Raw genomic sequence first — 22,099 nt, 5'->3', positions numbered from 1 at the left:
AGCGCGCTTGCGCGCGATGGCTCGTGCCGCACGCCCTATCGCGCGCAAGCGCGCCCCTACAGGGGGAGGCCGAGGTGTTGGCGGATGTGCTCGGCGACCCACGCGGTTTCGCGCAGCAACGGCTGAACGGGTGGGGTGCTGGCCTCGATATCGTGCAGGCGCCGGGTGGAGCGGAGTTCGGCGTGGAACCGTTCGAGCTTGGCGGGTAGGGGATCGGTGACAAGCGTGTGCACCGGGCGGCCGGTGGCACACGCTTCGGAGAGCATGTTCACCGAATCCGGCGTAACCACCAGCCGATCGGCCCAGGCCAGCACGCCGGGGTACGGGTTGGGATCCTCGTCCCCAGGCGCCCAGATAAACCCTGGCACAGCGTGGAATGCGGCCCGCACCATGGGCAGGATGGACGAGGGCGTACGCCGGGAGGCCACGACCATCACCGAACCGCCTTCGCGTGCGTGGCGCTGCTTCACGGCTTCCAGCAGTGCGGCAAGCCCGGCGGCATCCATCGTGGCGCCGTGGCGGGCGCCCCCCAGCAACACACCCAGGCGCGGGCCGGGTAGATCGGCGAAGCCGGCGAACGCATCGCGCGCATCCTCCAGCCACGCATCGTCGATCGGGTTCAGCGAGCCCAGTGGCGTGAGCACGTTATCGCCATGCAGCTGGTCATGCTTTGGGGCCACTACCAGGTCCCAGTGGCCCGGATCGATGCGCGGATCCAGGATCTGCACGGCAAGCGCCCGCCCATCGGACCAGCGCCGCACCTGCCGGGTGGCCCAGGCCGCCGAACGGCCGCAGCCGATCACCAGGGTGGGCCAGGGCGGGCGCAGGCTATCGCCGTTGCGCGAGAAGGCCGCGCGGGCGCCCGGCAGCCGCCGCGGCGCGAACCACGACCACGGCGCACGTAGGTCCACCACGCATTCCCTGATCGATGGGGTGAGCGCCTCGGCCAGCGCCAGCGCCTGACGCCGGTTGCCGGCCGCGCCATCGGTGATGACCCAGCATGAACCTGGGGCCAGGGGATGGGCACTCATGCCGATCCCCTGCGTGGGATTGTTGTCGATTTCGACACAGTTCGTTCCTGCGGCACCGGTCCACGCGACGGCCCGACCCGCTTACACTGTTGGAATGCCGGCACGACCGGCGCCTGTTCACTGTACAAGGAATCCCATGAGCTCTCCGCTGAACGATGCCGCGCTTGACCAGCTCTTCCGCACCGCCCGCACCTACAACGCGTGGCAGGACAAGGAAGTCACCGATCAGCAGCTCAAGGAGCTCTACGATCTGGTGAAGATGGGCCCCACCTCGGCAAACTCCTCGCCGGTGCGCCTGGTCTTCATCAAATCGCAGGACGCCAAGGCGCGCCTTAAGCCGTTCCTTTCCGAGAACAATGCCGAGAAGACGATGGCCGCCCCGGTCACCGCCATCATCGCCACCGATTTCGCTTTCTACGACCACCTGCCGAAGCTGTTCCCGCACGCCGATGCGCGCAGCTGGTTCGTCGGCAACAACGCCTTGATCGAAGCGACCGCCTTCCGTAACAGCACGTTGCAGGGTGGCTACCTGATCATGGCGGCGCGCTCGCTGGGCCTGGACTGCGGCCCGATGTCGGGTTACGACCAGGCCGGTGTCGATGCCGAATTCTTCCCGGGCACCCAGGTGAAGTCGAACTTCCTGGTGAACATTGGCTATGGCGACCCGAACAAGAACCTGTTCCCGCGCTCGCCGCGCTTCGATTTCGACGAAGTCGCCCAGGTCCTCTGATCCTTTCCCGCGGTGACCCTTTGGTCCCGCTGTCCACTGGCAGTACCCAACCCACTGCAGGAGCTTTCACCCATGCGCGCTCTCCGTTACCTCGCCCTCGCGGGCCTGCTCGCCGCCGCCGGCACCGCCACCGCTGCCCCGGTCACCTACAAGCTCGATCCGGGCCACACCATGGTCCTGTTCAGCTGGAACCACTTCGGCTTCTCGAACCCCAGCGCGAACCTGGGCCAGGTCGATGGCACCCTGGTCTATGACGAAGCGGACCCGACCAAGGCCACCGTCGAAGCCACCCTGCCGCTCGCCGGCCTGGATACCTTCGTGCCCAAGCTCGACGAGCACCTGAAGTCGGCCGATTTCCTCGATGCCGCCAAGTTCCCGACCGTGACCTTCAAGAGCACCAAGGTTGCCGCGGCGGGCAAGGGCAAGCTGAAGGTCACCGGTGACCTGACCGTGCACGGCGTGACCAAGCCGGTCACCCTCGATGTCACCCTGAACAAGGTTGGCCCGCACCCGATGATGAAGGTGCAGACGGTGGGCTTTGATGCCACCGCCACCATCAAGCGCTCGGATTTCGGCGTGGGCGCCTACGTGCCGAACGTGTCGGACGAGATCAAGATCCGCATCACCACCGAAGCCCACGACGCCTCGGCCAAGTAAGCCGCTTCGCGGCTTACGTGTAGGAGCGTGCTTGCACGCGAAAAGCCAACGGAACGGAATAGCCGCCACCCCCGGCCCCCATCGCGCGCAAGCGCGCTCCTGCAAGGCCCGCGCAAGCGGGCCTTTTTTTGTGGTTTCACGCCCCCCATGGCGTTCCTGCTACCATCGCCCCATCCCCGGTTCCAACGCATCGCCCGGAGTTTTACCCATGCGCCCCAATCCCGCGGCCGCGCCGCTTATCCCGGCGAACGCCGAAAACCGTTACGAAGTGACCCACGCGGATCTTCCGCTGTCGTGCCCCATGCCCGGCATGTACCTGTGGAACTCGCACCCGAAGGTGTACCTGCCCATCGAAGACGAGGGCGGCACCTCCAAGTGCATGTACTGTGGCGCCACCTACGTACTGAAAGACTGACCGGCCCGGGCGGGCTCGCTGCACGCATCGCCCGCCAACCCATCACCACCGGACCGCGCCATGGCCACCGTCTTCCCACCCCGGACGATGACCGTTGTACAACTCGTACCCGCCCTTCATTCGGGCGGCGCCGAGCGCTCGACCCTGGAAATTGCCAAGGCGCTGGTAGAGGCCGGGCATCGTTCCATCGTGGTCTCCGCGGGTGGTCGCCTGGTCGAGCAGCTGGAAGCCGAGGGCAGCCAGCACATCACGTTGCCGATCGGCCACAAATCGCTGCGTACCCTGTTCACAGTCGGCAAGCTTCGCCGCATCCTGCGCGAGCTCAAGCCGGATATCGTCCATGCGCGTTCGCGCCTGCCGGCCTGGGTGGGCTGGTGGGCCATGCGCCGGGTGAAGCCGCGCCCGCACTTTGTCACCACCGTGCATGGGCTCAACAGCCCGGGGCACTACAGCAGCATCCTGCTGCGGGGTGAGCGCGTTATCGTCGTCTCGCAGACCCTGCGCGATTACGTGCTGCGCCACTACCCCGAAGATATCTCCAGCGCGCGTATCACCGTGGTGCCGCGCGGCATCGATACCGAGGCCTTTCCGTACGGCTACCGTCCGGACGACTCCTGGCAGCGCGCGTTCTTCGAAGAATTCCCACAGCTCGAGGGCGCGCCGCTGCTCACGTTGCCGGGGCGCGGTACGCGCCTGAAGGGCCATGCCGATGCCATCGAGCTGATCGCGGATCTGCAAAGCCGGGCCATCGATGCGCGGCTGCTGCTGATGGGCGCGGATGAACCGGGCCGCGAGACCTACATCGCCGAGCTGCGCCAGCTCATCAAGGAGCGCGGGCTCGAATCCAAGGTCGTGATTTCGCCGCCACGCTCTGATATCCGCGATGTGTACGCGATTTCCAACCTGGTGCTGCAGCTTTCCCAGCGTCCGGAGTCGTTCGGGCGCACGGTGGTGGAGGCCCTGGCCATGTGCCGCCCGGTACTGGGTTACGCCCACGGTGGTGTCGGCGAGCTCCTTGCCGAGCTCTATCCCGCCGGCCGCGTACCCCTGAACGACCGCGAGCGACTGGTGGAGCGCGCGGCCGAGCTGCTGCGTTTCGCACCGCCCATCCCGCCGCCGCGCAGCTACCGGTTGGTGGATATGCAGTCCGCCACGCTGGCGCTGTACGCCGAAGTGGTGGAAGGCGTGCCGACCGCGTGAGCGGCACGGGCCTGAAGGCGGCGCTGGGCGCCGGCTGGCGATCGCCGCTGCTTCCCATCTGGCTGGTGCCGGCGCTGCTGCCGTTCGGGCGCAGCGCGGAACTGGGCGTGTTCCTTTCGCTCGTCGGCGCCCTCCTGCTGCTGGTGCGCGAGCCCGGTGCGATCCGCTATCACCCGGGCGCGAAGCTGTTCCTGTGGCTATTCGCCGCCTACGCCGGTGCCGCGCTCATCTCGGCCGTCGATGCCGTGGCGCCAGGCAAGAGCTGGGGAACGGTCGCCGGCATCCTTCGCTTCGCACCGCTCGGTGTGTACACCTGCTTTGCCATGCGCCGCCCGGGCAAGGTGCGTGCGCTTTACATGGCCACGGCCGTGGTGGTCGCCATCTGGGTGCTGGATGCCTGGATGCAGGCATTCACCGGTATCAGCGTGGCTGGCCACTCGAATGCCGAGCGGCTCTCCGGCATCTTCGGCAGCGATAACCTCAAGCTGGGCCCGGCGCTTGCCGCATGCGCGCCGTTCCTGCTTTGGGCCGTGCGTGAACGCTGGGGCCGGCTGGCGCTGCTGGGCGCGTACCTCGTGACGCTGGGCCCGGTGCTTCTGTCGGGATCGCGCGCATCGTGGCTCTGCTATGGCCTGGTCGGGCTGGCGTTCCTGTGGCGCGAGGCCGGCAACCTCAAGCGCTTCGCCGCCGCGTGCGCCGCGGGCGGTGTGGTCCTGGTGATTGCGGGCCTGCTGGCCTGGCAGGTATCCCCGCGGTTCCGTGAGCGCATTGCGCATACGTTGCCGGCCCTGAGCGGTACCAGCCAGGGCGTGGATGCGGCCCTTACCGGCCGCCTGGCTATCTGGAGCACATCGCTTCGCCTTTACGCCGGCCACCCGGTGAACGGCGTGGGCGTGCGTGGGTTCCGCGTGGCCTACCCGGCGTATGCCGCGCCAGGCGATCACTTCCTCACCATCGAGAAATGCGGTGATGGCGAAGGCGCCTGCCACGCACACCAGGTACTGCTGGAGGTCGCCACGGAAACAGGCACGCTGGGCCTGCTCGCATGGTTCGCCGCCGCCGGTGTCGCCTTACGCGCATGGTGGCGTGCGGGTGCGGATGCCCGCGCCCGGGCGTTCCCTCCTGCCGTCGCGTTGTTTGCCATCCTGTTCCCGCTGAATACACACATGGCGTTCTACTCGGCATGGTGGGGCCTGCTGGCCGCGTGGCTGCTGGCCGTGTGGTGTGCCGCGCTCTATGCCGACCTGCCCGATACGGTGCCAGCGCATGGCGGGTGAGCGGCTATCGGTCGTCATCACCACGTTCAACAACGCCGATACGATTGGCGCATGCCTCGCCTCGGTCGCCTTCGCCGACGACATCGTGGTACTCGATTCCGGCTCCGCCGATACCACGCGCGATATCGCCGAGCGCGAACATGCGCGCGTTTACGTGCAGGCGTTTGCCGGGTATAGCGCACAAAAACAGGCCGCCATCCAGCTGGCGCTCAACCGCTGGGTGCTGCTGCTGGATTCCGACGAAACGCTGCCGCCCGGGGCGGCGGAGCGCATCCGGGCCGCGCTGGACGCGCCGTCCGTCGCGGGCTTTGAACTGCTCCGCCGCGAATGGGTGTTCTGGCGCTGGCAGCCCGGCAAGGCCCGCCTGAATCACTACGTGCGCCTGTTCGATCGCGAGCGCGCACGCATGAGCGGCCACGAAGTGCACGAGAGCGTCGAGGTGGATGGGCCGGTCAGCCGGCTGGATGTGGTGATCGATCACCACGGCGAGCGCGACATCGCCGGCCGCGTCGATAAGGCGAACCGCTATTCATCGTTGCAGGTACGCGACCGGCACACGCGCGAACCGCGCGCGCTGCGCCTGCGCATGGTGGTGTACCCGACCATCGCCTTCGGCCGCTATTACTTCCTGCGTGGCCACTGGCGTGGCGGGTGGGCGGGCTTTATCGCCGCCCGCGTGCACGCGTTCTACTCGTTCCTCAAGTACGCCAAGCTCTACGAACGCCGCGTGTCACGCAGCCACGGCCAGCGCCGGCCGGTCGAAACCGAACGGCGCCAGGATTAGTTCGCACGCCTCGTGGCGCAGTGCCTCGCGGCGGCGGAACTCGCTACGGCGCTTGCTCTCCACCTCCGCTTCAAGGCGCAGCGGATCGCGCGGCGGCACCCGGTAGAAGCCCGCATCGCCCAGCTCACCGCCGGCCTCGAGCCAGAACCCGTCGTAGTCGGCTTTCACCTTGTTGGCGATGCCGGCGAACACATGCCGGTCGTTACCCACGCCGAGCACTTCATCGATGCCGAACGCATCGGCCAGGGCGCGCACCATCGAAAGCAGCAGGTTCTTCGGGCGTAGCCCATGGCACTGTTTGGTCAGGTCGCGAACGGCTTCGCGGCCCGCATCGTTCGCCGCACCCTGCAGGCAGCCGATGACGATGGTGCGGCCACCGTTGATGATGGAAAACTGCACGTAGGAGATCTGCAGCCCTTCATCGTCCGTGAGCGAGAGGCTGAGTTCGCCTTCGCGGCCGCGGCGGATGGGCGCCTTCAGCAACAGGGAAAGCTTGCCGCCATCGCGCAGGGTGAGCTTGCCGGCCAACACCTGGCGTTCGCGGTACAGCATGTGGAAGAGCTGGCGCGGAAAGCGGGCCAGGGCAAACTCGTAGTGATCGCGTACCGCCTGCAGGCGCTGCTCCGCACTCCACGCCTTGCTGATGTAGCGGTGCTGGTAGCGCTCGAGCAGCACCCGGTCCACTTCGGTTATCCCTGCCATGGCGGGTGACTCGAGGAAGGCCAGCCACGCATCGTGTTTGCGCCACCGTTTGACCGAGCGGCCGCAATAGGTGAGCACAGCGCCAAGCGCATGCGAGCGCGTGCTGTGCCAGCCGGCGCGGCCGTGCAGGGATCGTGCGAAGCGAAACAGCGATTGCATGGGGAGGGTCCGTCTCGATGGATATCGACGGACGTTCTACGCCGTGAAATTTTCGCCTGACTTTCGTGAGAACAGACGATTTAGCCGCTGTTGCCGCGTAGAAAGTTTCGGGAAAGTCCCACGAAAGCTGGCTTGTACCGGATGGTCGCGCCTGCGCGTGGTGCGCCTCAATAAATCTTCGGCTCACCCGGCGGGCGCGTCTTGAATCGCTTGTGCACCCACAGGTATTGCTCCGGTGCCTCGCGCACCATCTGCTCGATCTGCGCGTTGACTCGTTCCGTATCGCGCGCAGCATCTTTCGACGGGAAATCGTCCATCGGTGCGCCCAGGCGCATGGCATAGCCGGAATCATCCGGCAGCCTGCGGTGGTAGAACGGGATGACCACGGCGTTGGAAAGGCGCGCGAGGTGGTGCGTCGCCGTGATGGTGGCGGCCCTTACCCCGAAGAACGACGCGAACACGTTGTCCTTGCTGCGCATGTCCTGGTCGGGCGCATACCACAGCGTGCCGCCGGCCTTGAGGTATTTCACCGTGCCGCGGATATCGTCCTTCTCGAACATGGCCGCGGCGTAGTGCAGGCGCGAGCGCAGCACGGCGAACTCAAACACATCCGAATCCATGCGCCGGTACATGCCAGCGATACGGATGCGCTGCGAGACCAGGCGGGCGCACAGTTCCAGGTGCGAGAAGTGCCCGCCCACCAGCAGTACGCCACGCCCTGCGGCGCGCGCCGCTTCCAGGTGCTCCAGCCCCTCAAGGGTGACGGGTACGTTGGCGATCGCCTTGTCCGAGCCCATCCAGCCCAACGCGAACTCGGCCAGCATCATGCCCACATCGCACAGGTTGGCCCGGACGAGCGCCTTTTGCTCATCCGGCGATAGCTCGGGAAAGCACAAGGCGATATTGGTGGCCGCGATCCGCCGGCGCTCCTTGTTCAGGCGCAGGGCAAGCCGGCCGGCCAGGCGGCCCAGGCCCATCAGCCAGCGGAACGGCAGGTGCGCTATCAGCCAGATCACGCCCACGCCGAGCCACGCCGGCCAGTTACGGGGCGCGAGCAGCGAGCGGGTCAGGGTAGGGCGGGGCATACCAGGCATGGCCGGGCATTGTAGCGGACCGGGGCGGCTATACTGCCGGGCCAACCGCCCACCCCGGGGATAGCGTGCTCCTGCGCCTGATCTACAACCTGGCCATGTACCTGTTCACGCCGCTGGTGATGGTTCGCCTGATGGCGCGCGGCATGCGCTACGGCGATTACCACGTGCGCTGGCGCGAGCGTTTTGGCAGCTTCAAGGCCCCCCGGATGAGCGGGTGCCTGTGGGTGCATGCGGTCTCCGTGGGCGAGGTAAATGCGGCGGAGCCCCTGGTCAAGGCACTGATGGAGGCCTACCCGCACGCCCCCATGCTGGTGACCACGGTCACCCCCACGGGCTCGGAGCGCGTACGCCAGCTGTTCGGCAACGCAGTGCACAGCGTGTACCTGCCGTATGACCTCCCCTTTGCGGTGAAGCGGTTCCTGCGCAATACGCGGCCGCGCCTGGCGGTGATCGTCGAAACCGAGATCTGGCCCAATCTCTATTTTGCCTGCCGCCGGCACGGCATTCCGCTGCTCATCGCCAACGCCCGCCTTTCCGAGCGCTCGCTGCGTGGCTATGCGCGCATGAGTTCGCTGGTACGCCGCGCGTTGCGCTGCGTAAGCCATATCGCCGCGCAATCGCGCACCGATGCCGCCCGCTACCGCCTGCTGGGCGCTGAGCCCAGCCAGCTCACCGTGTGCGGCAACCTGAAGTTCGATATGCCGGTGCCGAGTGCGGCGCTGGAAGCGGGCAAAGCCATGCGCGAAGCGTGGGGCAGCGGCCGGCCCGTGTGGATCGCCGCCAGCACGCACGAGGGCGAAGAAATGTGCGTGTTCGAGGCGCACACCGAAGTGATGCGCCGCCTGCCCGATGCCTTGTTGCTGATCGCCCCACGCCATCCGGAACGCTTCAAGGCGGTGGAAAGCGCTGTGCGCAGCCTGGGCTTTAACGTGGCTACCCGCAGCGCCGACAAGGTGCCCGGGCCGTCCACGCAGTGCTTCGTCATCGATTCCATGGGTGAGCTGCTGCGTTTCTTCGCGGCATCGGATGTCGCCTTCGTCGGCGGCAGCCTCGTTTCGATCGGCGGCCACAACGTGCTGGAGCCCGCCGCGCTGGGCAAGCCCGTGCTCGTGGGCCCGTATACATATAACTTCGAGGAGATCACCCAGGCCCTGCTCGATGAGCACGGCGGCCACCGGGTGAAGGACGGCACGGAACTCGGCGCCGAAGTGCTGTCGCTGCTGCGCGATGAAACGCGCCGCCTGCCGATGGGCGTGGCGGCGCGCCAGGTGTTCGAGAGCGAACGTGGCTCCGTCGGCAAGGTCATGAAGCTGGTGGATACCCTGCTGCAGGAGTGACCTCGCTTACGACATGCTGCAGGTAAGTTCGGCCATGACCTCGTAGGTGCCGTCGCCGCGTTCGAGTGTCTCCGTGGAGAAGCCGAGCACCTTGCCGCCGGTGGATTGGCAATCAGCCGTCATGGCGTTCTGGAGCTGGCGCTGCATGGTGCTGACATCCGTACCGTTTAGGCCGCCACGCAGGCGTTCGACAGTGTCGCGCTGGATGGACGGTGCCGAGGCCATCGCCTGGGTTGCGGTCAGCAGGGCGAAGAGGCCGAGGGGGATGATGGCTTTCATGGTGTTCCTTCCTTGGGTAGTGGCGCTTGGCCCGTCATTGGGCATGCAAAGGATGAAGGTGCATGTGGGCCGGTGCTGTAGGCGAACGCCTTCAATCGGTGTGGGGCGATGCTCCTTGAAACCTCGGGTATCCACCGCTTCGTTCACCGCAGGCGCCCGTCGATAAGGCAAAAAAAGCCCCGGACAGGCCGGGGCTTTTTCCTGGTCGTTTACGTTACGGCGTTTCTTACTGGAGAAGTGAGTTCACCGCTTCCAGGTCCTTCACGTCCACCGTGCCCGCCGTCTGCTTCAGCAGCAGCTTATCCAGCACGAACTGGTGGCGCGCCTGCGAATAATCGCTCAGTGCCGACGTCAGGTTCTGCTGCGCGATCAGCACGTCCACGATCGTACGCGTACCCACCTCGAAACCGGCCTGGGTCGCATCACGCGCGCTCTCCGCCGACTCCACCGCCGCCTTCGTCGCCTCGACCTTGCTGATGCCAGCCACCACCGAACGGTAGTAATTCAGCGTATCGCGCACCACCTGGCGGCGAGCGGTCTCCAGCGAATCCTGCGCCGCATCGCGCTGGTAGATCGACTGGCGCACGCGCGACTGCGTGGCACCGCCCGAGAAAATCGGCACATCCAGCGTCAGGCCCACCGAGGTGGAACCGCGGCCGTTGGAGCTCAGCGTGCCCGAGGTAGAGGCCACGCCCGCGTTCTGGTTCCACTGCGTCGCCTTGCTGTAACCCAGCGTGGCGTTCAGCGTCGGCAGATGGCCAGCGCGTGCCGACGAAATGCTGTGTTCGGCCGAATCCACGTTGTACTGCGCGGCAATGATCGTCGGGCTGGTCTTCACCGCTTCGGCCACCCAGGCCTGCGCATCGTTCGGGCTCGGCGGATCCATCGGCAGCTGCTCGCGCAGCTTCTTCAGGTTATCGGCCGGCTGGCCCGTGATCTGGGTCAGCGCCTCGCGCGAATCGGCCAGCGTGTTCTCCGCCGTGATCACCTGGGCCACAGCGGTATCGTGCTGCGCCTTGGCGTCCTGCACGTCCGTGATCGCCGACAGGCCCACGTCGAAACGCTGCTGCGCCTGTTCCAGCTGGCGGGCCAGCGCCTGCTCGTTGGCCTTCTGGAAGGTCAGCGCGTCATCGTTGGTGAGCACCTGGAAGTACGCCGTGGCCACGCGCGTCGACAGCGCCTGCAGCGCGGCATCGTACGTGGCGTTCTGCGAATCCGCCGACGAACGGGCGGCCTTCAGGTCGGCGTACTTGCTGAAATCGACCACGCTCTGGCTCACCGTGGCGCTGGTGGTCCGGGTGCGGCTGTGGCCGATATCGCCCGTGAAGCCGGTAATGGTGGTGCCATCGGCGCCGTAGATCGGCTCGCGCGTGGGGCCATTCGGGTCGGTCTGGACCAGGCTGAGCTGGGCGCTGACCTGGGGCAGCAGCAGCGCACGGGCCTGGGTCACGCCCTCACCGGTTGCGAGGCGGGTGGAATCGGCCTGCGACAGCACAGGGTCGTTCGCCCGGGCCTGGCGGTAAGCATCAAGCAGGTCTTCGGCATGGCTGGCGAAGGGTGCCGCTGCCAGGGCCAGCGCAACGGTGAGTAGCTTCAAGCGCATGGGTTCGCCTCGTGGGTGATGGGGGGATCTTGTAAAAGTCAGAGCACGAAGCGCTTCACCGGCGCGGCATGCGCCAGGTAGGGAAGGTCCGTTTCAAACAACGATTCCTCGCGGTAGCGGCCCTCGCCCTCGTGGGTGAGCAGCACCGCGGTCTGCGCCGGCGAATCGCCGCGGACCACGAACATGCGGCCGCCCGGCTTCAGCCAGCGTACGAACTTCTCGGGAACCGCGTGGACCGCACCGGTAACCACGACGACGTCGAAAACGCCGGCCGGGGTGTAGCCGTTGACCGCCTCGGCCACCTCGACCGTGGCGTTGGCCACGCCGGCGGCCGAAAGGCGCTGGCGTGCGGCTTCCACGAAATCGGCATGCATATCGATGCTGGTTACCTTGCCGGCCAGGTTGGCCAGGCAGGCCGTGAGGTAGCCCGAGCCGGTGCCGATTTCCAGGACCTCATCGGTCTTGGTCAGCGCCACGGCCTGCAGGACACGGCCCTCGATCACCGGCTTCATCATGACCTCGTCATGCCCCAGGGGCAGGTTCAGGTCCGCGAAGGCGACATTGCGGTGGGCCGGGGCCACGAAATCCTCGCGGCGGATCGCCTTCAGGGTGTCGAGTACCGAGTACTCCAGCACTTCCCAGGGGCGGACCTGGTTCTCGACCATGTTCTGGCGGGCCTGCTCGAAATTCATCGCCATGGTGTTCAATCCCGTACGAAAAGCTGAAAAAAGATTCGGAAGGATAACGGGTTACAAGCCGCTTTTCCTGATGTGCAAAGGCTGCGGTCCCGGTGCTTTCAGGCGAAGTGCCGGAAGTCACCGCCCGGGGCTGACGTAAGTCACCCCCAAAGGCTGAACCCCATGCCGGCTGAATGGCAGGCGGGGGGCGGGGCCGGGTAGCCATGGAGACCGCGGGCACGCGGCCCCACATCATTCTAAGGTAGGACGGCGGTTCCGCTCGTGTTCCCACTTGCTGTCGCGACAAAAAGATACGCGCCATGCTGGAAATAACTGAACCGCCGCGTATAATAAAGTCATAACTTTTGTTTGTGAAGGTGCAGCCATGAACGCCAGCCCGAAAATGAAGACCCAGGGCCCGGGGCGTCCGAAAGACATGGAGAAGCGCGCGGCCATCCTCGATGCCGCCAAGGCGCTCTTCACCCAGGGCGGTTTCGCCGGTACCAGCATGGATGCCGTCGCGGCTTCGGCCGGTGTGTCCAAGCTCACCGTCTACAGCCATTTTGGCGACAAGGACAACCTCTTCCGCGAGGTCATCCGCGCCCACGTGCAGGAACGCCTGCCCGATGACCTGTTCGATTTCAGCGCCGGCGCCGATATTCGCGCCACGCTGACCAATATCGCCAGCCGCCACGCGGCCATGGAAACCAACACGGAATCCGTGGGCACCTTCCGCGCCATCCTTTCCGATTGCCAGTCGGGCGGTAACCCCCGCTTTGGCCGCCTGGTATGGGAAGAGGGCCCGGTGCGCATGCACAAGCTGATGAGCCGCCTGCTGGGCGATGCCGCCGAGCGCGGCCAGCTCGAGATCCCCGATGTCAGCCGCGCCACCACCCAGTTCCTGGCCCTGCTCAAGGGCGATCTGCTCATCCGCCGCCTGTTTGGCTGCGAGGATTGCGCCGTTCAGTTCGCCGAAGAGGTGAAGAACAACGCCCTCGCCGCGGTCGAGATGTTCATGCGCGCCTACGCGCCGCGCGGTTAAGCCTCGCGTTCCTCCCCGCTTCGTGCTTGAATCAGCCCCGAAGCGGGGGTGCCGGCGCATAGTGCGCAGGCTGAGAGAGTCCCTTTGAACCTGATCCGGTCAGTACCGGCGTAGGAAGCTTTGTCCACGGTCGCCGTGCGCGTATGCGCGCCGGTGCCCCGTGGCGGCGCGTCCGCTTCTCCCTCAACCTGAGTCGAGAAGCCGATGAATGCCATCTCCGAAGACCTCGCCCGCGCCGCCCGCGAGCTGTCCGCCTCCGTTACCGCCCCCCTCCCGGGATCGCGCAAGGTCCATGTGACCGGCAGCCGTCCCGATCTGCGCGTGCCCATGCGCGAGATCACCCAGGCCGCCACGCCCACCCTGTTCGGTGGCGAGGACAACCCGCCTATCGTCGTGTACGACACCTCAGGCCCCTATACGGACCCCGGCTACACCGTGGATCTGGCCGCCGGGCTGCCGCCGCTGCGCGCCAACTGGATCGCCGGGCGCGGCGATGTGAGCCGGCTGGATGGCCTCTCATCCACCTTTGGCCGCTCGCGGGCCGGCGATGCCCGTCTCGACGCGATCCGGTTTCCTGCCCAGCGAGCACCCCTGCGGGCCGTGCGCGGGGCCAATGTCACCCAGATGCACTACGCCCGGCGCGGCATCGTCACGCCGGAAATGGAGTTCATCGCCCTGCGTGAAAACCAGCGGCTGGAAGCCCTTGCCGCGACCAGTGGCCTGCGCACCCAGCACCCGGGCGAAGCCTTCGGCGCCCGCCTGCCCGCCGCCATCACGCCGGCGTTCGTCCGCGACGAAGTGGCCCGCGGCCGCGCCATCATCCCCGCCAACATCAACCACCCCGAAGCCGAGCCGATGATCATTGGCCGGCACTTCCTCACCAAGATCAACGCCAACATCGGCAACAGCGCCGTGAGCTCCGGCATCGCCGAGGAAGTGGAAAAGCTGGTGTGGGCGATCCGCTGGGGCGCCGACACGATCATGGATCTGTCCACCGGCAAGCACATCCACGAGACCCGCGAGTGGATCCTGCGCAATGCGCCCGTGCCCGTCGGCACCGTGCCGATCTACCAGGCCCTCGAGAAGGTGGGTGGGGTGGCCGAGGACCTGACCTGGGAAATCTTCCGCGACACGCTCGTTGAGCAGGCGGAGCAGGGCGTGGATTACTTCACCATCCATGCGGGTGTGTTGCTGCGCTACGTGCCGCTGACCGCCGGCCGCGTCACCGGCATCGTCTCGCGCGGTGGCTCCATCATGGCCAAGTGGTGCCTGTCGCATCATCGCGAGAATTTCCTCTACACGCACTTCGAGGACATCTGCGAGATCATGCAGGCCTACGATGTGTCCTTCAGCCTGGGCGATGGCCTGCGCCCGGGTTCGATCGCGGATGCCAACGATGCCGCGCAGTTCGGTGAACTCGATACGCTGGGCGAACTCACCAAAGTGGCCTGGAAACACGACGTGCAGTGCATGGTGGAAGGCCCGGGCCACGTGCCGATGCACTTGATCCGCGAGAACATGGACCGCCAGCTGGCCGTATGCCATGAAGCCCCGTTCTACACGCTGGGCCCACTCACCACCGATATCGCGCCCGGCTACGACCACATCACCAGTGCGATCGGTGCCGCCATGATCGGCTGGTTCGGCACGGCCATGCTTTGCTATGTCACGCCGAAGGAACACCTTGGCCTGCCGGACCGGCAGGATGTGCGCGATGGCATCATTGCCTACAAGATTGCCGCGCACGCGGCCGATCTCGCCAAGGGGCACCCGGGTGCACAGGTGCGCGATAACGCGCTGTCGAAGGCGCGTTTCGAGTTCCGCTGGGACGACCAGTTCAACCTGGGCCTGGATCCGGAGAAGGCGCGTTCCATGCACGATGAGACCTTGCCGAAGGATGCGCACAAGAGCGCGCACTTCTGCTCCATGTGCGGCCCGAAATTCTGCTCGATGAAGATTACCCAGGATGTGCGTGACTACGCCGCGGGCATGGATGCAAAGGCGCTGGAGTTTCGTGCCCAGGGCGGTGAGGTTTACGGCAAGGCGTAGGAGCATCGCGCGCGAGCGCGCTCCTACATGGGTTAATGCGTCGCATTAACCCGCCTTCACCCCGTTTTTTCGGCGCCCGCCCTACCGTCGTGGCCCTACCCAACTCCCCTTCCATGGAGCACAGGCAATGGCCAGCGTGAAACCCTTTGTGAGCGATATTGAGAACATCCGTAAGCGTGCCCGCGAGCATATCGATAAGGGCGCGGTGACCGCCGGTTACCGCGCCGACCGCGAGACGGTGATCAAACTGCTCAATGAAGCACTGGCTACCGAGATCGTCTGCGTGCTCCGCTACAAGTACCACTACTACATGGCACCGGGTATTCATTCGCAGAGCGTGAAGGCCGAATTCCTGGAGCACGCAACCCAGGAGCAGGAGCACGCGGACCGTATCGCCGAGCGCATTACCCAGCTCGACGGTACGCCCAATTTCAGCCCGGAAGGCCTGCTTTCACGCAGCCACGCCGATTACGTGGAAGGCGTGGACCTGGTCGACATGATCAAGGAAGACCTGGTGGCCGAGCGCATCGCCATCGATAGCTACCGCGAGATCGTGAATTACATTGGCGACGACGACCCGACCACCCGGCGGATCATGGAAGACATCCTGGCGCAGGAAGAAGAACACGCCGAGGACATGGCCACGCTGCTGGAAAACCTGGGTAAGAAGGGCGAACCGGCGAAACCCTCGAAGCACTGATTAGGTAAGCTTGGGGCATCGCTCGCACCGGAGAAGGATCAGCATGAACGCGACCGCCGCCCCATCGCCTGCGCCCCGCCGCAGGCGCCGCCCGCTCAGCCTGCTTATCGCCGTGCCTGTCGCGGTGCTGGTGCTGCTCTTGCTGTTCTTTATGTGGTGGTGGGACAAGGAGCCGGCGCAGTTCGATCCGGTGCAGGTCACCACCGCCCACATGAAGGATATCGGCCGGCCCATGAGCACCGGCGCGGTCACCACCTACACGCTGATCCGCTCGGTGGATACGCTGATGGACAAGCGGGGCGGCTACCTCAGCAACGACAAGTTCCCGCCCGGCGCGTTCATGGACAACATTCCCAACTGGGAATTTGGCTCGCTGACCGCCTCGCGCGACCTGGCCCGCGCGCTGCGTAACGACTTCAGCCGCTCGCAAACCCAGTCCACCGAGGACAAGGCGCTCGGCGAGGCCGATCCGCTGCTCAACAGCCCGAACGATCGCTGGCTGTTTCCCAGCTCGGAATCGCAATACGGCAAAGCCGTGGATGATCTCAGTGATTACCTCGGCCGCCTGAGCGATGCCGAAGATGGCAATGCGCATTTCTATGCGCGCGCCGATAACCTCGCCGATTACCTGCAAACGGTGTCCGCACGGCTAGGGTCCTTGTCGCAGCGCCTTTCCGCCAGCGTCGGCCAGTTGAAAGTGGATGCGGCGCCCAACGCGGACGTGGCCGGAAATGCCGGTGCGTCCAAGGCGGTCTACGTCAAGACGCCCTGGAACAAGATCGACGATAACTTCTACGAAGCGCGCGGCTATACGTGGACGTTGCTGGAACAGCTCAAGGCCATCCGCCACGACTTCGGCCCGATCCTGCGCAGCAAGAACGCCGATGCCAGCCTGCAGCAGGTGATCCGCGAGCTCGAGGAGTCGCAGAAATCGCTGGGTAGCCCGGTGGTGCTCAACGGCTCGCCGTTCGGCTTCTTCGCCAACCACTCACTGGTGATGGCGAATTACATCTCGCGTGCCAACGCGGCCATTATCGACCTGCGCGGCCTGCTAGGCCGCGGCTAAAAGAAAAGGCCCGCTGCGCACAGCGGGCCTCTTGCTTTCTGTAGGAGCGCGCTTGCGCGCGATGGGTGCTAGCGAAGACGGATAGGCGGGCGTGCCGCATCACCGCTTTGTTGGCTTTTCGCGTGCAAGCACGCTCCTACATCGCCTTGTTTATTTGGACGCCTTGTAGCGCTCGATGCCGGCGTTGATCTCGGCCTTGGCCTCTTCGGCGCCGACCCAGCCTTCCACCTTCACCCACTTGCCCTTCTCCAGATCCTTGTAGTGCTCGAAGAAGTGGCCGATGCGCTCCAGCCAGTGGCCGGACACCTGCTTGATGTCACGGATGTGGGCGTAGCCGGCGAACACCTTCTCGACCGGGACCACGACCAGCTTTTCATCAGCGCCGGCTTCGTCGGACATCTTCAGCATGCCGACCGGGTAGCAGCGGATGACCGAGCCCGGCACGAGCGACAGCGGCAGGATCACCAGGGCGTCCAGCGGGTCGCCGTCGCCACCCAGGGTGCCCGGCACGTAGCCGTAGTTGCACGGGTAGCGCATCGGGGTGGAGAGGATGCGGTCGACGAAGATCGCGCCGCTGTCCTTGTCCACTTCGTACTTGACCGGCTCGGCGTCCTTGGGGATTTCGATGATGACGTTGATTTCGTCCGGCACATTCTTGCCGGCGGGGACGAGGTGCAGGCCCATGGGCGTTCCTTGATGCAGTTGGGATAGTGAAGCAGCCCAATAGGATACAAGAACGCGGGCGGACGGGGCGCGGGGACCGTCCGGGGCCGTTCAGCCCCCGGAACGGCCCCGGGCCGGGGCCTTATTTCAGGTGGTCCCAGAGGTACGTGTAGGCCAGGGCGCTCATGAAGGCGGCCTGCTTGTTATCCGCCGCGGCGCCGTGGCCGCCCTCGATGTTCTCGTAGAAGCTGGCATCGAAGCCCATGGCCTGCATGCGGGCGGCCATCTTGCGGGCGTGCACCGGCCCCACGCGGTCATCGCGGGTGGAGGTGGTGAACAGCACGGCCGGGTAATGGGTGCCCTTGTGCAGGTTGTGGTACGGCGAGAAGGTCTGGATGTACTTCCATTCCTCCGGCTTGTCCGGGTCGCCGTACTCGGCCATCCACGAGGCGCCGGCCGACATGTGCGGGTAGCGCTTCATGTCCAGCAGGGCCACTTGGCTCACCACCGCGCCGTACAGCTGCGGGTACTTGGTCAGCATATTGCCGGCCAGCAAGCCGCCGTTGCTGCCGCCCATCATGCCCATGTGCTTCGGCGTGGTGATCTTGCGGTCGATCAGGTCCTGCGAAACGGCTGCGAAATCCTCGTAGGCACGCGGGCGGTTGGCCTTCAGCGCCGCCTGGTGCCAGCGCGGGCCGTACTCGCCGCCGCCACGGATATTGGCGATGACGTAGACGCCACCCTTCTCCAGCCACGAGCGGCCCGGGCCTGCCAGGTAGGCCGGCTGCAGCGAGATCTCGAAGCCGCCGTAGCCGTACACGAGGGTGGGGTTGGTGCCGTCGGCCTTCATGGTCTTCGGCGCGATCTCGAAATAGGGCACCTTGGTGCCGTCCTTCGAGGTGGCGAAGTGCTGGCTCACGGTGAATTTCGAGGCATCGAAGAACGCCGGGGTGTGCTTCAGCGCGTCCTGGCCACCCTTGCCAAGCACGCCGTAGTAAAGCGTGGTGGGCTGCAGGAAGCCGGAGACGGTGAGGAAGTAATCATCGCCCTCGTCCGCATCGATGCCGCTGGCGGCCATAGTGCTGAGCGCCGGGGCACCGCCCAGCGATTCGCTCTTCCACGGGCCGTTGGTCGCCGGGGTCAGCACCTGGATCTCGCTGACCACATCGCGCATGAGGTTCAGGATGAGGTGGTTCTTCGTCCACGAATGGCTGGCCAGCGAGCTGTGCTCATCCGGCGTGAACAGCACGGTGATATCGCGCTTGCCCGCCATGTAATCATCGAACTTCGTGGCCAGCAGGGAGCCGGAGGGGTAGGTCTTGCCGCCCACCTTCCAGTCGGTACGCGGCTCGATCAGCAGCCACTCGCGCTCGACGTCGGTCTCGGCATCGTTGGGCACATCGACCTTGGTGAGCTTGCCATCCGTGCCGCGCACGAAGGTTTCGCTGCTGTAGAACTCCAGCGCGCGCATCACGAACTCGCGCTCGAAGCCCGGCGTGAGGTCGCGGTAAGCCGAGATGGACATATCCGTCTTCTTGCCCTCGTACACCGTGGTGGCGGAGGACAGCGGCGTACCGCGCTTCCATTCCTTCACGATGCGCGGGTAGCTCGAATCGGTGGTGCTGCCCGGGCCGAAATCGGTGGCGACGAACAGGTGATCCTTGTCGATCCAGGCCACCTGGCTCTTCGCCTCGGGCAGGCTGAAGCCGTCCTTCACGAAGCGCTTGGTGGAAAGATCGTACTCACGGATGACGTCGGCATCGGCACCGCCGCGCGACAGCGAGACCAGGCAGAGGCGGTTATCCGGCTTCAGGCACTGCACGCCGTGCCACACCCAGTTTTCCTTCTCGGCGGCCGAGAGGGCATCCACGTCGATCACGGTTTCCCACGCCGGGCTTTCCTTGCGGTATTCGGCCAGGGTCGTGCGCCGCCAGATGCCCTTGGGGTGCTGCTTGTCGCGCCACAGGTTGTAGAAGTGATCGCCGATCTTGTTGACCATCGGGATCTTGGCGTCGGAATCCAGCATCTCGAGGATGCGGGCATCGAGGGTCTTGAACTCGTCCGATGAGGCGTATGTCGCCACCGTCTTCGCGTTCTCGTCCTTCACCCATGCGAGCGGCTTCGCGCCGTCGATGTCGTCGAGCCAGAGGTTTTCGTCATCGCCAGCGGCCTGGGTGGCCGGGGCGGCGGGGGTCTTGTTCGGTTCGTGTGCCTGGGTCATGCCACTGAAGGTAAGGGCGATGGCCAGCGCAATCCAGCGTCGGTGCATGGGCGGGTGGTCCTTGGGCGAAAAATCACCTGAGGACCTTACCCTAGCGGGGTGGGCTTACGGGCCATGACTTCCTTCATATAGGCGCCCGCGTCCACGCTTCGTTGGCTTTTCGCGTGCAAGCACGCTCCTACAAACGCCGCTTCGGTCCGGGGTGATCGGGGGCGTTTCGCGTGCAAGCGCGCTCCTACAAATGCCGCTTCGGTCCGGGGTGATCGGGGGCGTTTCGCGTGCAAGCACGCTCCTACACGAGGCCTGCGCAGGCTCGTGTAGGAGCGCGCTTGCGCGCGATGGGCTGCACCTCAGAGCAGAGGAATAAGCAGCAGCGCCACGATATTGATGATCTTGATCAGCGGGTTCACGGCGGGGCCGGCGGTGTCCTTGTACGGATCGCCCACGGTATCGCCGGTGACGGCCGCCTTGTGCGCATCGGAGCCCTTGCCGCCGAAGTTGCCATCCTCGATGTACTTCTTGGCGTTATCCCAGGCGCCGCCGCCGGTGGTCATCGAAATGGCCACGAACAGGCCGGTGACGATGGTGCCGATCAGCACGCCACCCAGCGCCTGCGCACCCGCTTCGGGGCCGCCCAGCCACTTGAAGCCGAAGATCACCACCACCGGCACCAGTACCGGCAGCAGCGAAGGCACCAGCATTTCGCGGATAGCCGAGCGGGTGAGCATATCCACGGCGCGCGAATAATCCGGCTTGGTCGTGCCTTCCATGATCCCGGCGATTTCGCGGAACTGCCGGCGGACTTCTTCCACCACCGCGCCGGCCGCACGGCCCACCGCTTCCATCGCCATGGCGGCGAACAGGTACGGGATCAGGCCGCCGATGAGCAGGCCAATGATCACGTAGTGGTTGGAGAGATCGAAGCGAACATCCGCCCCGCCAAAGTGCAGGTTGAGGTTGTGGGTGTAGTCGGCGAACAGCACCAGCGCGGCGAGGCCGGCCGAGCCGATGGCATAGCCCTTGGTCACGGCCTTGGTGGTGTTGCCCACCGCATCGAGCGGATCGGTGACCCCGCGCACCTCGGCTGGCAGCTCGGCCATTTCAGCGATGCCGCCGGCGTTATCGGTGATGGGCCCGTACGCATCCAGCGCGACCACCATGCCGGTCATGCTCAGCATGGCCGTGGCGGCGATGGCGATGCCGTAAAGCCCGGCGAGCGAGAACGCGCCCCAGATCGCCGCGCACACCGCCAGCACCGGCAGTGCCGTGGATTTCATCGAGACACCGAGGCCCGCGATGATGTTGGTCGCATGCCCCGTGGTCGAGGATTGCGCCACATGGCGCACCGGGCGGTACTCGGTGGCGGTGTAGTACTCGGTGATCACCACCATGGCGCCAGTCAGCACCAGGCCGATCACCGCGCAGCCGAACAGGCGATTGGCGCCGAACGCGGAGTCCGCCATCAGCGATTGCGTGATCGGCCAGAACGCGATGGCCGCGAGCAGGGCCGATACGAACACGCCCGCGTACAGCGCATTCATGATCTTGCCGCCGCGGGTTTTTACGAAGAACGTGCCGATGACCGAGGCCACGATGGAAGCGCCGCCCAGCACCAGCGGGTAGAGCACGCCGGAGGGACCCACTTCGGTCGCCATCACACCACCCAGCAACATGGTCGCGATCAGGGTGACGGCATACGTCTCGAACAGGTCCGCGGCCATGCCGGCGCAGTCGCCGACGTTATCGCCCACGTTATCGGCGATCACCGCCGGGTTGCGCGGGTCATCCTCGGGAATGCCGGCCTCCACCTTGCCCACCAGGTCGGCGCCCACATCGGCGCCCTTGGTGAAGATGCCGCCGCCGAGTCGGGCGAAGATCGATATGAGCGAAGAGCCGAAGGCGAAGCCGACCAGTGCGTGCAGCGCGTGCGTACGCTCGTAGCCCATGTGCAGGAGCACGCCGTAATAGCCGGCGACACCCAGCAGGCCCAGGCCCACCACCAGCATGCCGGTGACCGCGCCGCCGCGGAACGCCACCGCCAGGGCAGAAGAAAGGCCGCTCCGGGCGGCCTCTGCGGTACGAACGTTGGCACGAACCGACACGTTCATGCCGATGTAGCCCGTGGCCCCCGAGAGGAGCGCCCCCAGCGCGAAGCCGATGGCCGTACCCCAATCGAGGAATATGCCGATAACGAGGAAAAGCACGATGCCGACGACGCCAATGGTGGCGTACTGGCGGTTGAGATAGGCACGGGCGCCTTCCTGGATGGCGGCTGCGATTTCCTGCATTCGTTCGTTGCCCGGCGAACGCGCCAGGACCCAACTGACCGAAAACGCGCCGTACAGAATCGCCACGACCGCACATCCCAGCGCGATCCATAAACCGTACTGTTGCAGCATCGAAGCCTCCCCGA

General features: G+C 65.7%; 20 protein-coding genes and 1 riboswitch. Of the genes, 11 read left to right on the top strand and 9 right to left on the bottom strand.

All coding sequences use genetic code 11. From position 1 onward, the window contains the following. Positions 1-56 precede the first annotated feature (56 nt). Positions 57-1,031: a mitochondrial fission ELM1 family protein gene (locus ABIE56_RS16680; protein WP_429244914.1), complete on the bottom strand. Its 975-nt coding sequence runs from the start codon at positions 1,029-1,031 to the stop codon at positions 57-59. 136 nt (positions 1,032-1,167) lie between these two features. On the opposite strand from ABIE56_RS16680, the gene ABIE56_RS16675 reads away from it, so the two are divergent. The 6 genes from ABIE56_RS16675 (at position 1,168) to ABIE56_RS16650 (ending at position 6,094) form a co-directional block, all read left to right on the top strand. Further along, complete coding sequence (locus tag ABIE56_RS16675; RefSeq protein ID WP_429244913.1) at positions 1,168-1,761, top strand: malonic semialdehyde reductase; 594 nt, start codon at positions 1,168-1,170, stop codon at positions 1,759-1,761. 72 nt (positions 1,762-1,833) lie between these two features. Then, positions 1,834-2,418, top strand: coding sequence for a YceI family protein (locus ABIE56_RS16670; protein WP_429244912.1), 585 nt, complete (start codon positions 1,834-1,836; stop codon positions 2,416-2,418). Positions 2,419-2,626: 208 nt separating this feature from the next. Continuing rightward, on the top strand, positions 2,627-2,833 hold the full coding sequence (locus tag ABIE56_RS16665) for a zinc-finger domain-containing protein (RefSeq protein WP_429244911.1): 207 nt from the start codon (positions 2,627-2,629) through the stop codon (positions 2,831-2,833). 60 nt (positions 2,834-2,893) lie between these two features. Beyond that, positions 2,894-4,033, top strand: a complete 1,140-nt coding sequence (locus tag ABIE56_RS16660; RefSeq protein ID WP_429244910.1) for a glycosyltransferase family 4 protein — start codon at positions 2,894-2,896, stop codon at positions 4,031-4,033. After that, positions 4,030-5,310, top strand: a complete 1,281-nt coding sequence (locus ABIE56_RS16655; protein WP_429244909.1) for an O-antigen ligase family protein — start codon at positions 4,030-4,032, stop codon at positions 5,308-5,310. The genes ABIE56_RS16660 and ABIE56_RS16655 overlap by 4 nt, the downstream gene beginning before the upstream one ends. Continuing rightward, positions 5,300-6,094, top strand: a complete 795-nt coding sequence (locus ABIE56_RS16650; protein ID WP_429244908.1) for a glycosyltransferase family 2 protein — start codon at positions 5,300-5,302, stop codon at positions 6,092-6,094. Before ABIE56_RS16655 ends, ABIE56_RS16650 begins: the two co-directional genes overlap by 11 nt. On the opposite strand, the gene ABIE56_RS16645 is transcribed toward ABIE56_RS16650, so the two are convergent. Together ABIE56_RS16645 and lpxL are read right to left on the bottom strand one after the other, a co-directional pair. Then, positions 6,041-6,955: a VirK/YbjX family protein gene (locus ABIE56_RS16645; RefSeq protein WP_429244907.1), complete on the bottom strand. Its 915-nt coding sequence runs from the start codon at positions 6,953-6,955 to the stop codon at positions 6,041-6,043. The two genes, ABIE56_RS16650 and ABIE56_RS16645, sit on opposite strands and share 54 nt — an antisense overlap. 167 nt (positions 6,956-7,122) lie before the next feature. Then, positions 7,123-8,040 carry an LpxL/LpxP family Kdo(2)-lipid IV(A) lauroyl/palmitoleoyl acyltransferase gene (gene lpxL, locus ABIE56_RS16640; RefSeq protein ID WP_429244906.1) on the bottom strand — a complete coding sequence of 306 codons (918 nt, stop codon included), beginning with the start codon at positions 8,038-8,040 and terminating at the stop codon, positions 7,123-7,125. Positions 8,041-8,120: 80 nt separating this feature from the next. On the opposite strand from lpxL, the gene waaA reads away from it, so the two are divergent. Then, a complete protein-coding gene (gene waaA, locus ABIE56_RS16635) occupies positions 8,121-9,386 on the top strand; it encodes a lipid IV(A) 3-deoxy-D-manno-octulosonic acid transferase (RefSeq protein WP_429244988.1) in 1,266 nt (421 codons plus the stop codon). A gap of 6 nt (positions 9,387-9,392) precedes the next feature. Here waaA and ABIE56_RS16630 read toward each other — a convergent pair whose 3' ends face one another. From ABIE56_RS16630 to ABIE56_RS16620, 3 genes are all read right to left on the bottom strand, one after another. Further along, on the bottom strand, positions 9,393-9,665 hold the full coding sequence (locus tag ABIE56_RS16630; RefSeq protein ID WP_429244905.1) for a hypothetical protein: 273 nt from the start codon (positions 9,663-9,665) through the stop codon (positions 9,393-9,395). A 226-nt stretch (positions 9,666-9,891) separates the two neighbouring features. Beyond that, on the bottom strand, positions 9,892-11,268 hold the full coding sequence (locus ABIE56_RS16625; RefSeq protein ID WP_429244904.1) for a TolC family outer membrane protein: 1,377 nt from the start codon (positions 11,266-11,268) through the stop codon (positions 9,892-9,894). A gap of 38 nt (positions 11,269-11,306) precedes the next feature. Further along, a complete protein-coding gene (locus ABIE56_RS16620) occupies positions 11,307-11,966 on the bottom strand; it encodes a protein-L-isoaspartate O-methyltransferase family protein (RefSeq protein ID WP_429244903.1) in 660 nt (219 codons plus the stop codon). A 364-nt stretch (positions 11,967-12,330) separates the two neighbouring features. On the opposite strand from ABIE56_RS16620, the gene ABIE56_RS16615 reads away from it, so the two are divergent. The 4 genes from ABIE56_RS16615 (at position 12,331) to ABIE56_RS16600 (ending at position 16,802) form a co-directional block, all read left to right on the top strand. Next, positions 12,331-12,987, top strand: a complete 657-nt coding sequence (locus ABIE56_RS16615) for a TetR/AcrR family transcriptional regulator (protein ID WP_247429907.1) — start codon at positions 12,331-12,333, stop codon at positions 12,985-12,987. A gap of 34 nt (positions 12,988-13,021) precedes the next feature. Then, a riboswitch (TPP riboswitch) is annotated at positions 13,022-13,121 on the top strand. A 70-nt stretch (positions 13,122-13,191) separates the two neighbouring features. Further along, positions 13,192-15,036 (top strand): phosphomethylpyrimidine synthase ThiC, encoded by a 1,845-nt coding sequence (thiC, locus tag ABIE56_RS16610; protein WP_429244902.1) that lies wholly within the window; start codon positions 13,192-13,194, stop codon positions 15,034-15,036. Between the two features lie 127 nt (positions 15,037-15,163). After that, positions 15,164-15,736 (top strand): ferritin-like domain-containing protein, encoded by a 573-nt coding sequence (locus ABIE56_RS16605; protein WP_429244901.1) that lies wholly within the window; start codon positions 15,164-15,166, stop codon positions 15,734-15,736. A gap of 43 nt (positions 15,737-15,779) precedes the next feature. Next, a complete protein-coding gene (locus tag ABIE56_RS16600) occupies positions 15,780-16,802 on the top strand; it encodes a DUF2333 family protein (protein ID WP_429244900.1) in 1,023 nt (340 codons plus the stop codon). 150 nt (positions 16,803-16,952) lie between these two features. Here ABIE56_RS16600 and ppa read toward each other — a convergent pair whose 3' ends face one another. From ppa to ABIE56_RS16585, 3 genes are all read right to left on the bottom strand, one after another. After that, positions 16,953-17,486, bottom strand: coding sequence for an inorganic diphosphatase (gene ppa / locus ABIE56_RS16595; protein WP_429244899.1), 534 nt, complete (start codon positions 17,484-17,486; stop codon positions 16,953-16,955). Positions 17,487-17,607: 121 nt separating this feature from the next. Then, positions 17,608-19,686: a prolyl oligopeptidase family serine peptidase gene (locus tag ABIE56_RS16590; RefSeq protein ID WP_429244987.1), complete on the bottom strand. Its 2,079-nt coding sequence runs from the start codon at positions 19,684-19,686 to the stop codon at positions 17,608-17,610. Between the two features lie 350 nt (positions 19,687-20,036). After that, positions 20,037-22,085 (bottom strand): sodium-translocating pyrophosphatase, encoded by a 2,049-nt coding sequence (locus ABIE56_RS16585; RefSeq protein WP_429244898.1) that lies wholly within the window; start codon positions 22,083-22,085, stop codon positions 20,037-20,039. Between the last annotated feature and the right edge of the window lie 14 nt (positions 22,086-22,099).

The sequence above is a fragment of the Luteibacter sp. 621 genome (assembly GCF_050435445.1).
Classification (GTDB): Bacteria; Pseudomonadota; Gammaproteobacteria; order Xanthomonadales; family Rhodanobacteraceae; genus Luteibacter.
This window is presented reverse-complemented; position numbering and strand designations above follow the sequence as displayed.

Coding starts and splice junctions, on each gene's coding strand:
- ABIE56_RS16680 (WP_429244914.1), bottom strand. CDS start 1,031: ATGAGTGCCCATCCCCTGGCCCCAGGTTCATGCTGGGTCATCACCGAT.
- ABIE56_RS16670 (WP_429244912.1), top strand. CDS start 1,834: ATGCGCGCTCTCCGTTACCTCGCCCTCGCGGGCCTGCTCGCCGCCGCC.
- lpxL (WP_429244906.1), bottom strand. CDS start 8,040: ATGCCCCGCCCTACCCTGACCCGCTCGCTGCTCGCGCCCCGTAACTGG.
- ABIE56_RS16600 (WP_429244900.1), top strand. CDS start 15,780: ATGAACGCGACCGCCGCCCCATCGCCTGCGCCCCGCCGCAGGCGCCGC.
- ABIE56_RS16615 (WP_247429907.1), top strand. CDS start 12,331: ATGAACGCCAGCCCGAAAATGAAGACCCAGGGCCCGGGGCGTCCGAAA.
- ABIE56_RS16660 (WP_429244910.1), top strand. CDS start 2,894: ATGGCCACCGTCTTCCCACCCCGGACGATGACCGTTGTACAACTCGTA.
- ABIE56_RS16665 (WP_429244911.1), top strand. CDS start 2,627: ATGCGCCCCAATCCCGCGGCCGCGCCGCTTATCCCGGCGAACGCCGAA.
- ABIE56_RS16590 (WP_429244987.1), bottom strand. CDS start 19,686: ATGACCCAGGCACACGAACCGAACAAGACCCCCGCCGCCCCGGCCACC.
- ABIE56_RS16625 (WP_429244904.1), bottom strand. CDS start 11,268: ATGCGCTTGAAGCTACTCACCGTTGCGCTGGCCCTGGCAGCGGCACCC.
- ppa (WP_429244899.1), bottom strand. CDS start 17,486: ATGGGCCTGCACCTCGTCCCCGCCGGCAAGAATGTGCCGGACGAAATC.
- thiC (WP_429244902.1), top strand. CDS start 13,192: ATGAATGCCATCTCCGAAGACCTCGCCCGCGCCGCCCGCGAGCTGTCC.
- ABIE56_RS16650 (WP_429244908.1), top strand. CDS start 5,300: ATGGCGGGTGAGCGGCTATCGGTCGTCATCACCACGTTCAACAACGCC.
- ABIE56_RS16620 (WP_429244903.1), bottom strand. CDS start 11,966: ATGGCGATGAATTTCGAGCAGGCCCGCCAGAACATGGTCGAGAACCAG.
- ABIE56_RS16630 (WP_429244905.1), bottom strand. CDS start 9,665: ATGAAAGCCATCATCCCCCTCGGCCTCTTCGCCCTGCTGACCGCAACC.
- ABIE56_RS16605 (WP_429244901.1), top strand. CDS start 15,164: ATGGCCAGCGTGAAACCCTTTGTGAGCGATATTGAGAACATCCGTAAG.
- ABIE56_RS16645 (WP_429244907.1), bottom strand. CDS start 6,955: ATGCAATCGCTGTTTCGCTTCGCACGATCCCTGCACGGCCGCGCCGGC.
- ABIE56_RS16585 (WP_429244898.1), bottom strand. CDS start 22,085: ATGCTGCAACAGTACGGTTTATGGATCGCGCTGGGATGTGCGGTCGTG.
- ABIE56_RS16675 (WP_429244913.1), top strand. CDS start 1,168: ATGAGCTCTCCGCTGAACGATGCCGCGCTTGACCAGCTCTTCCGCACC.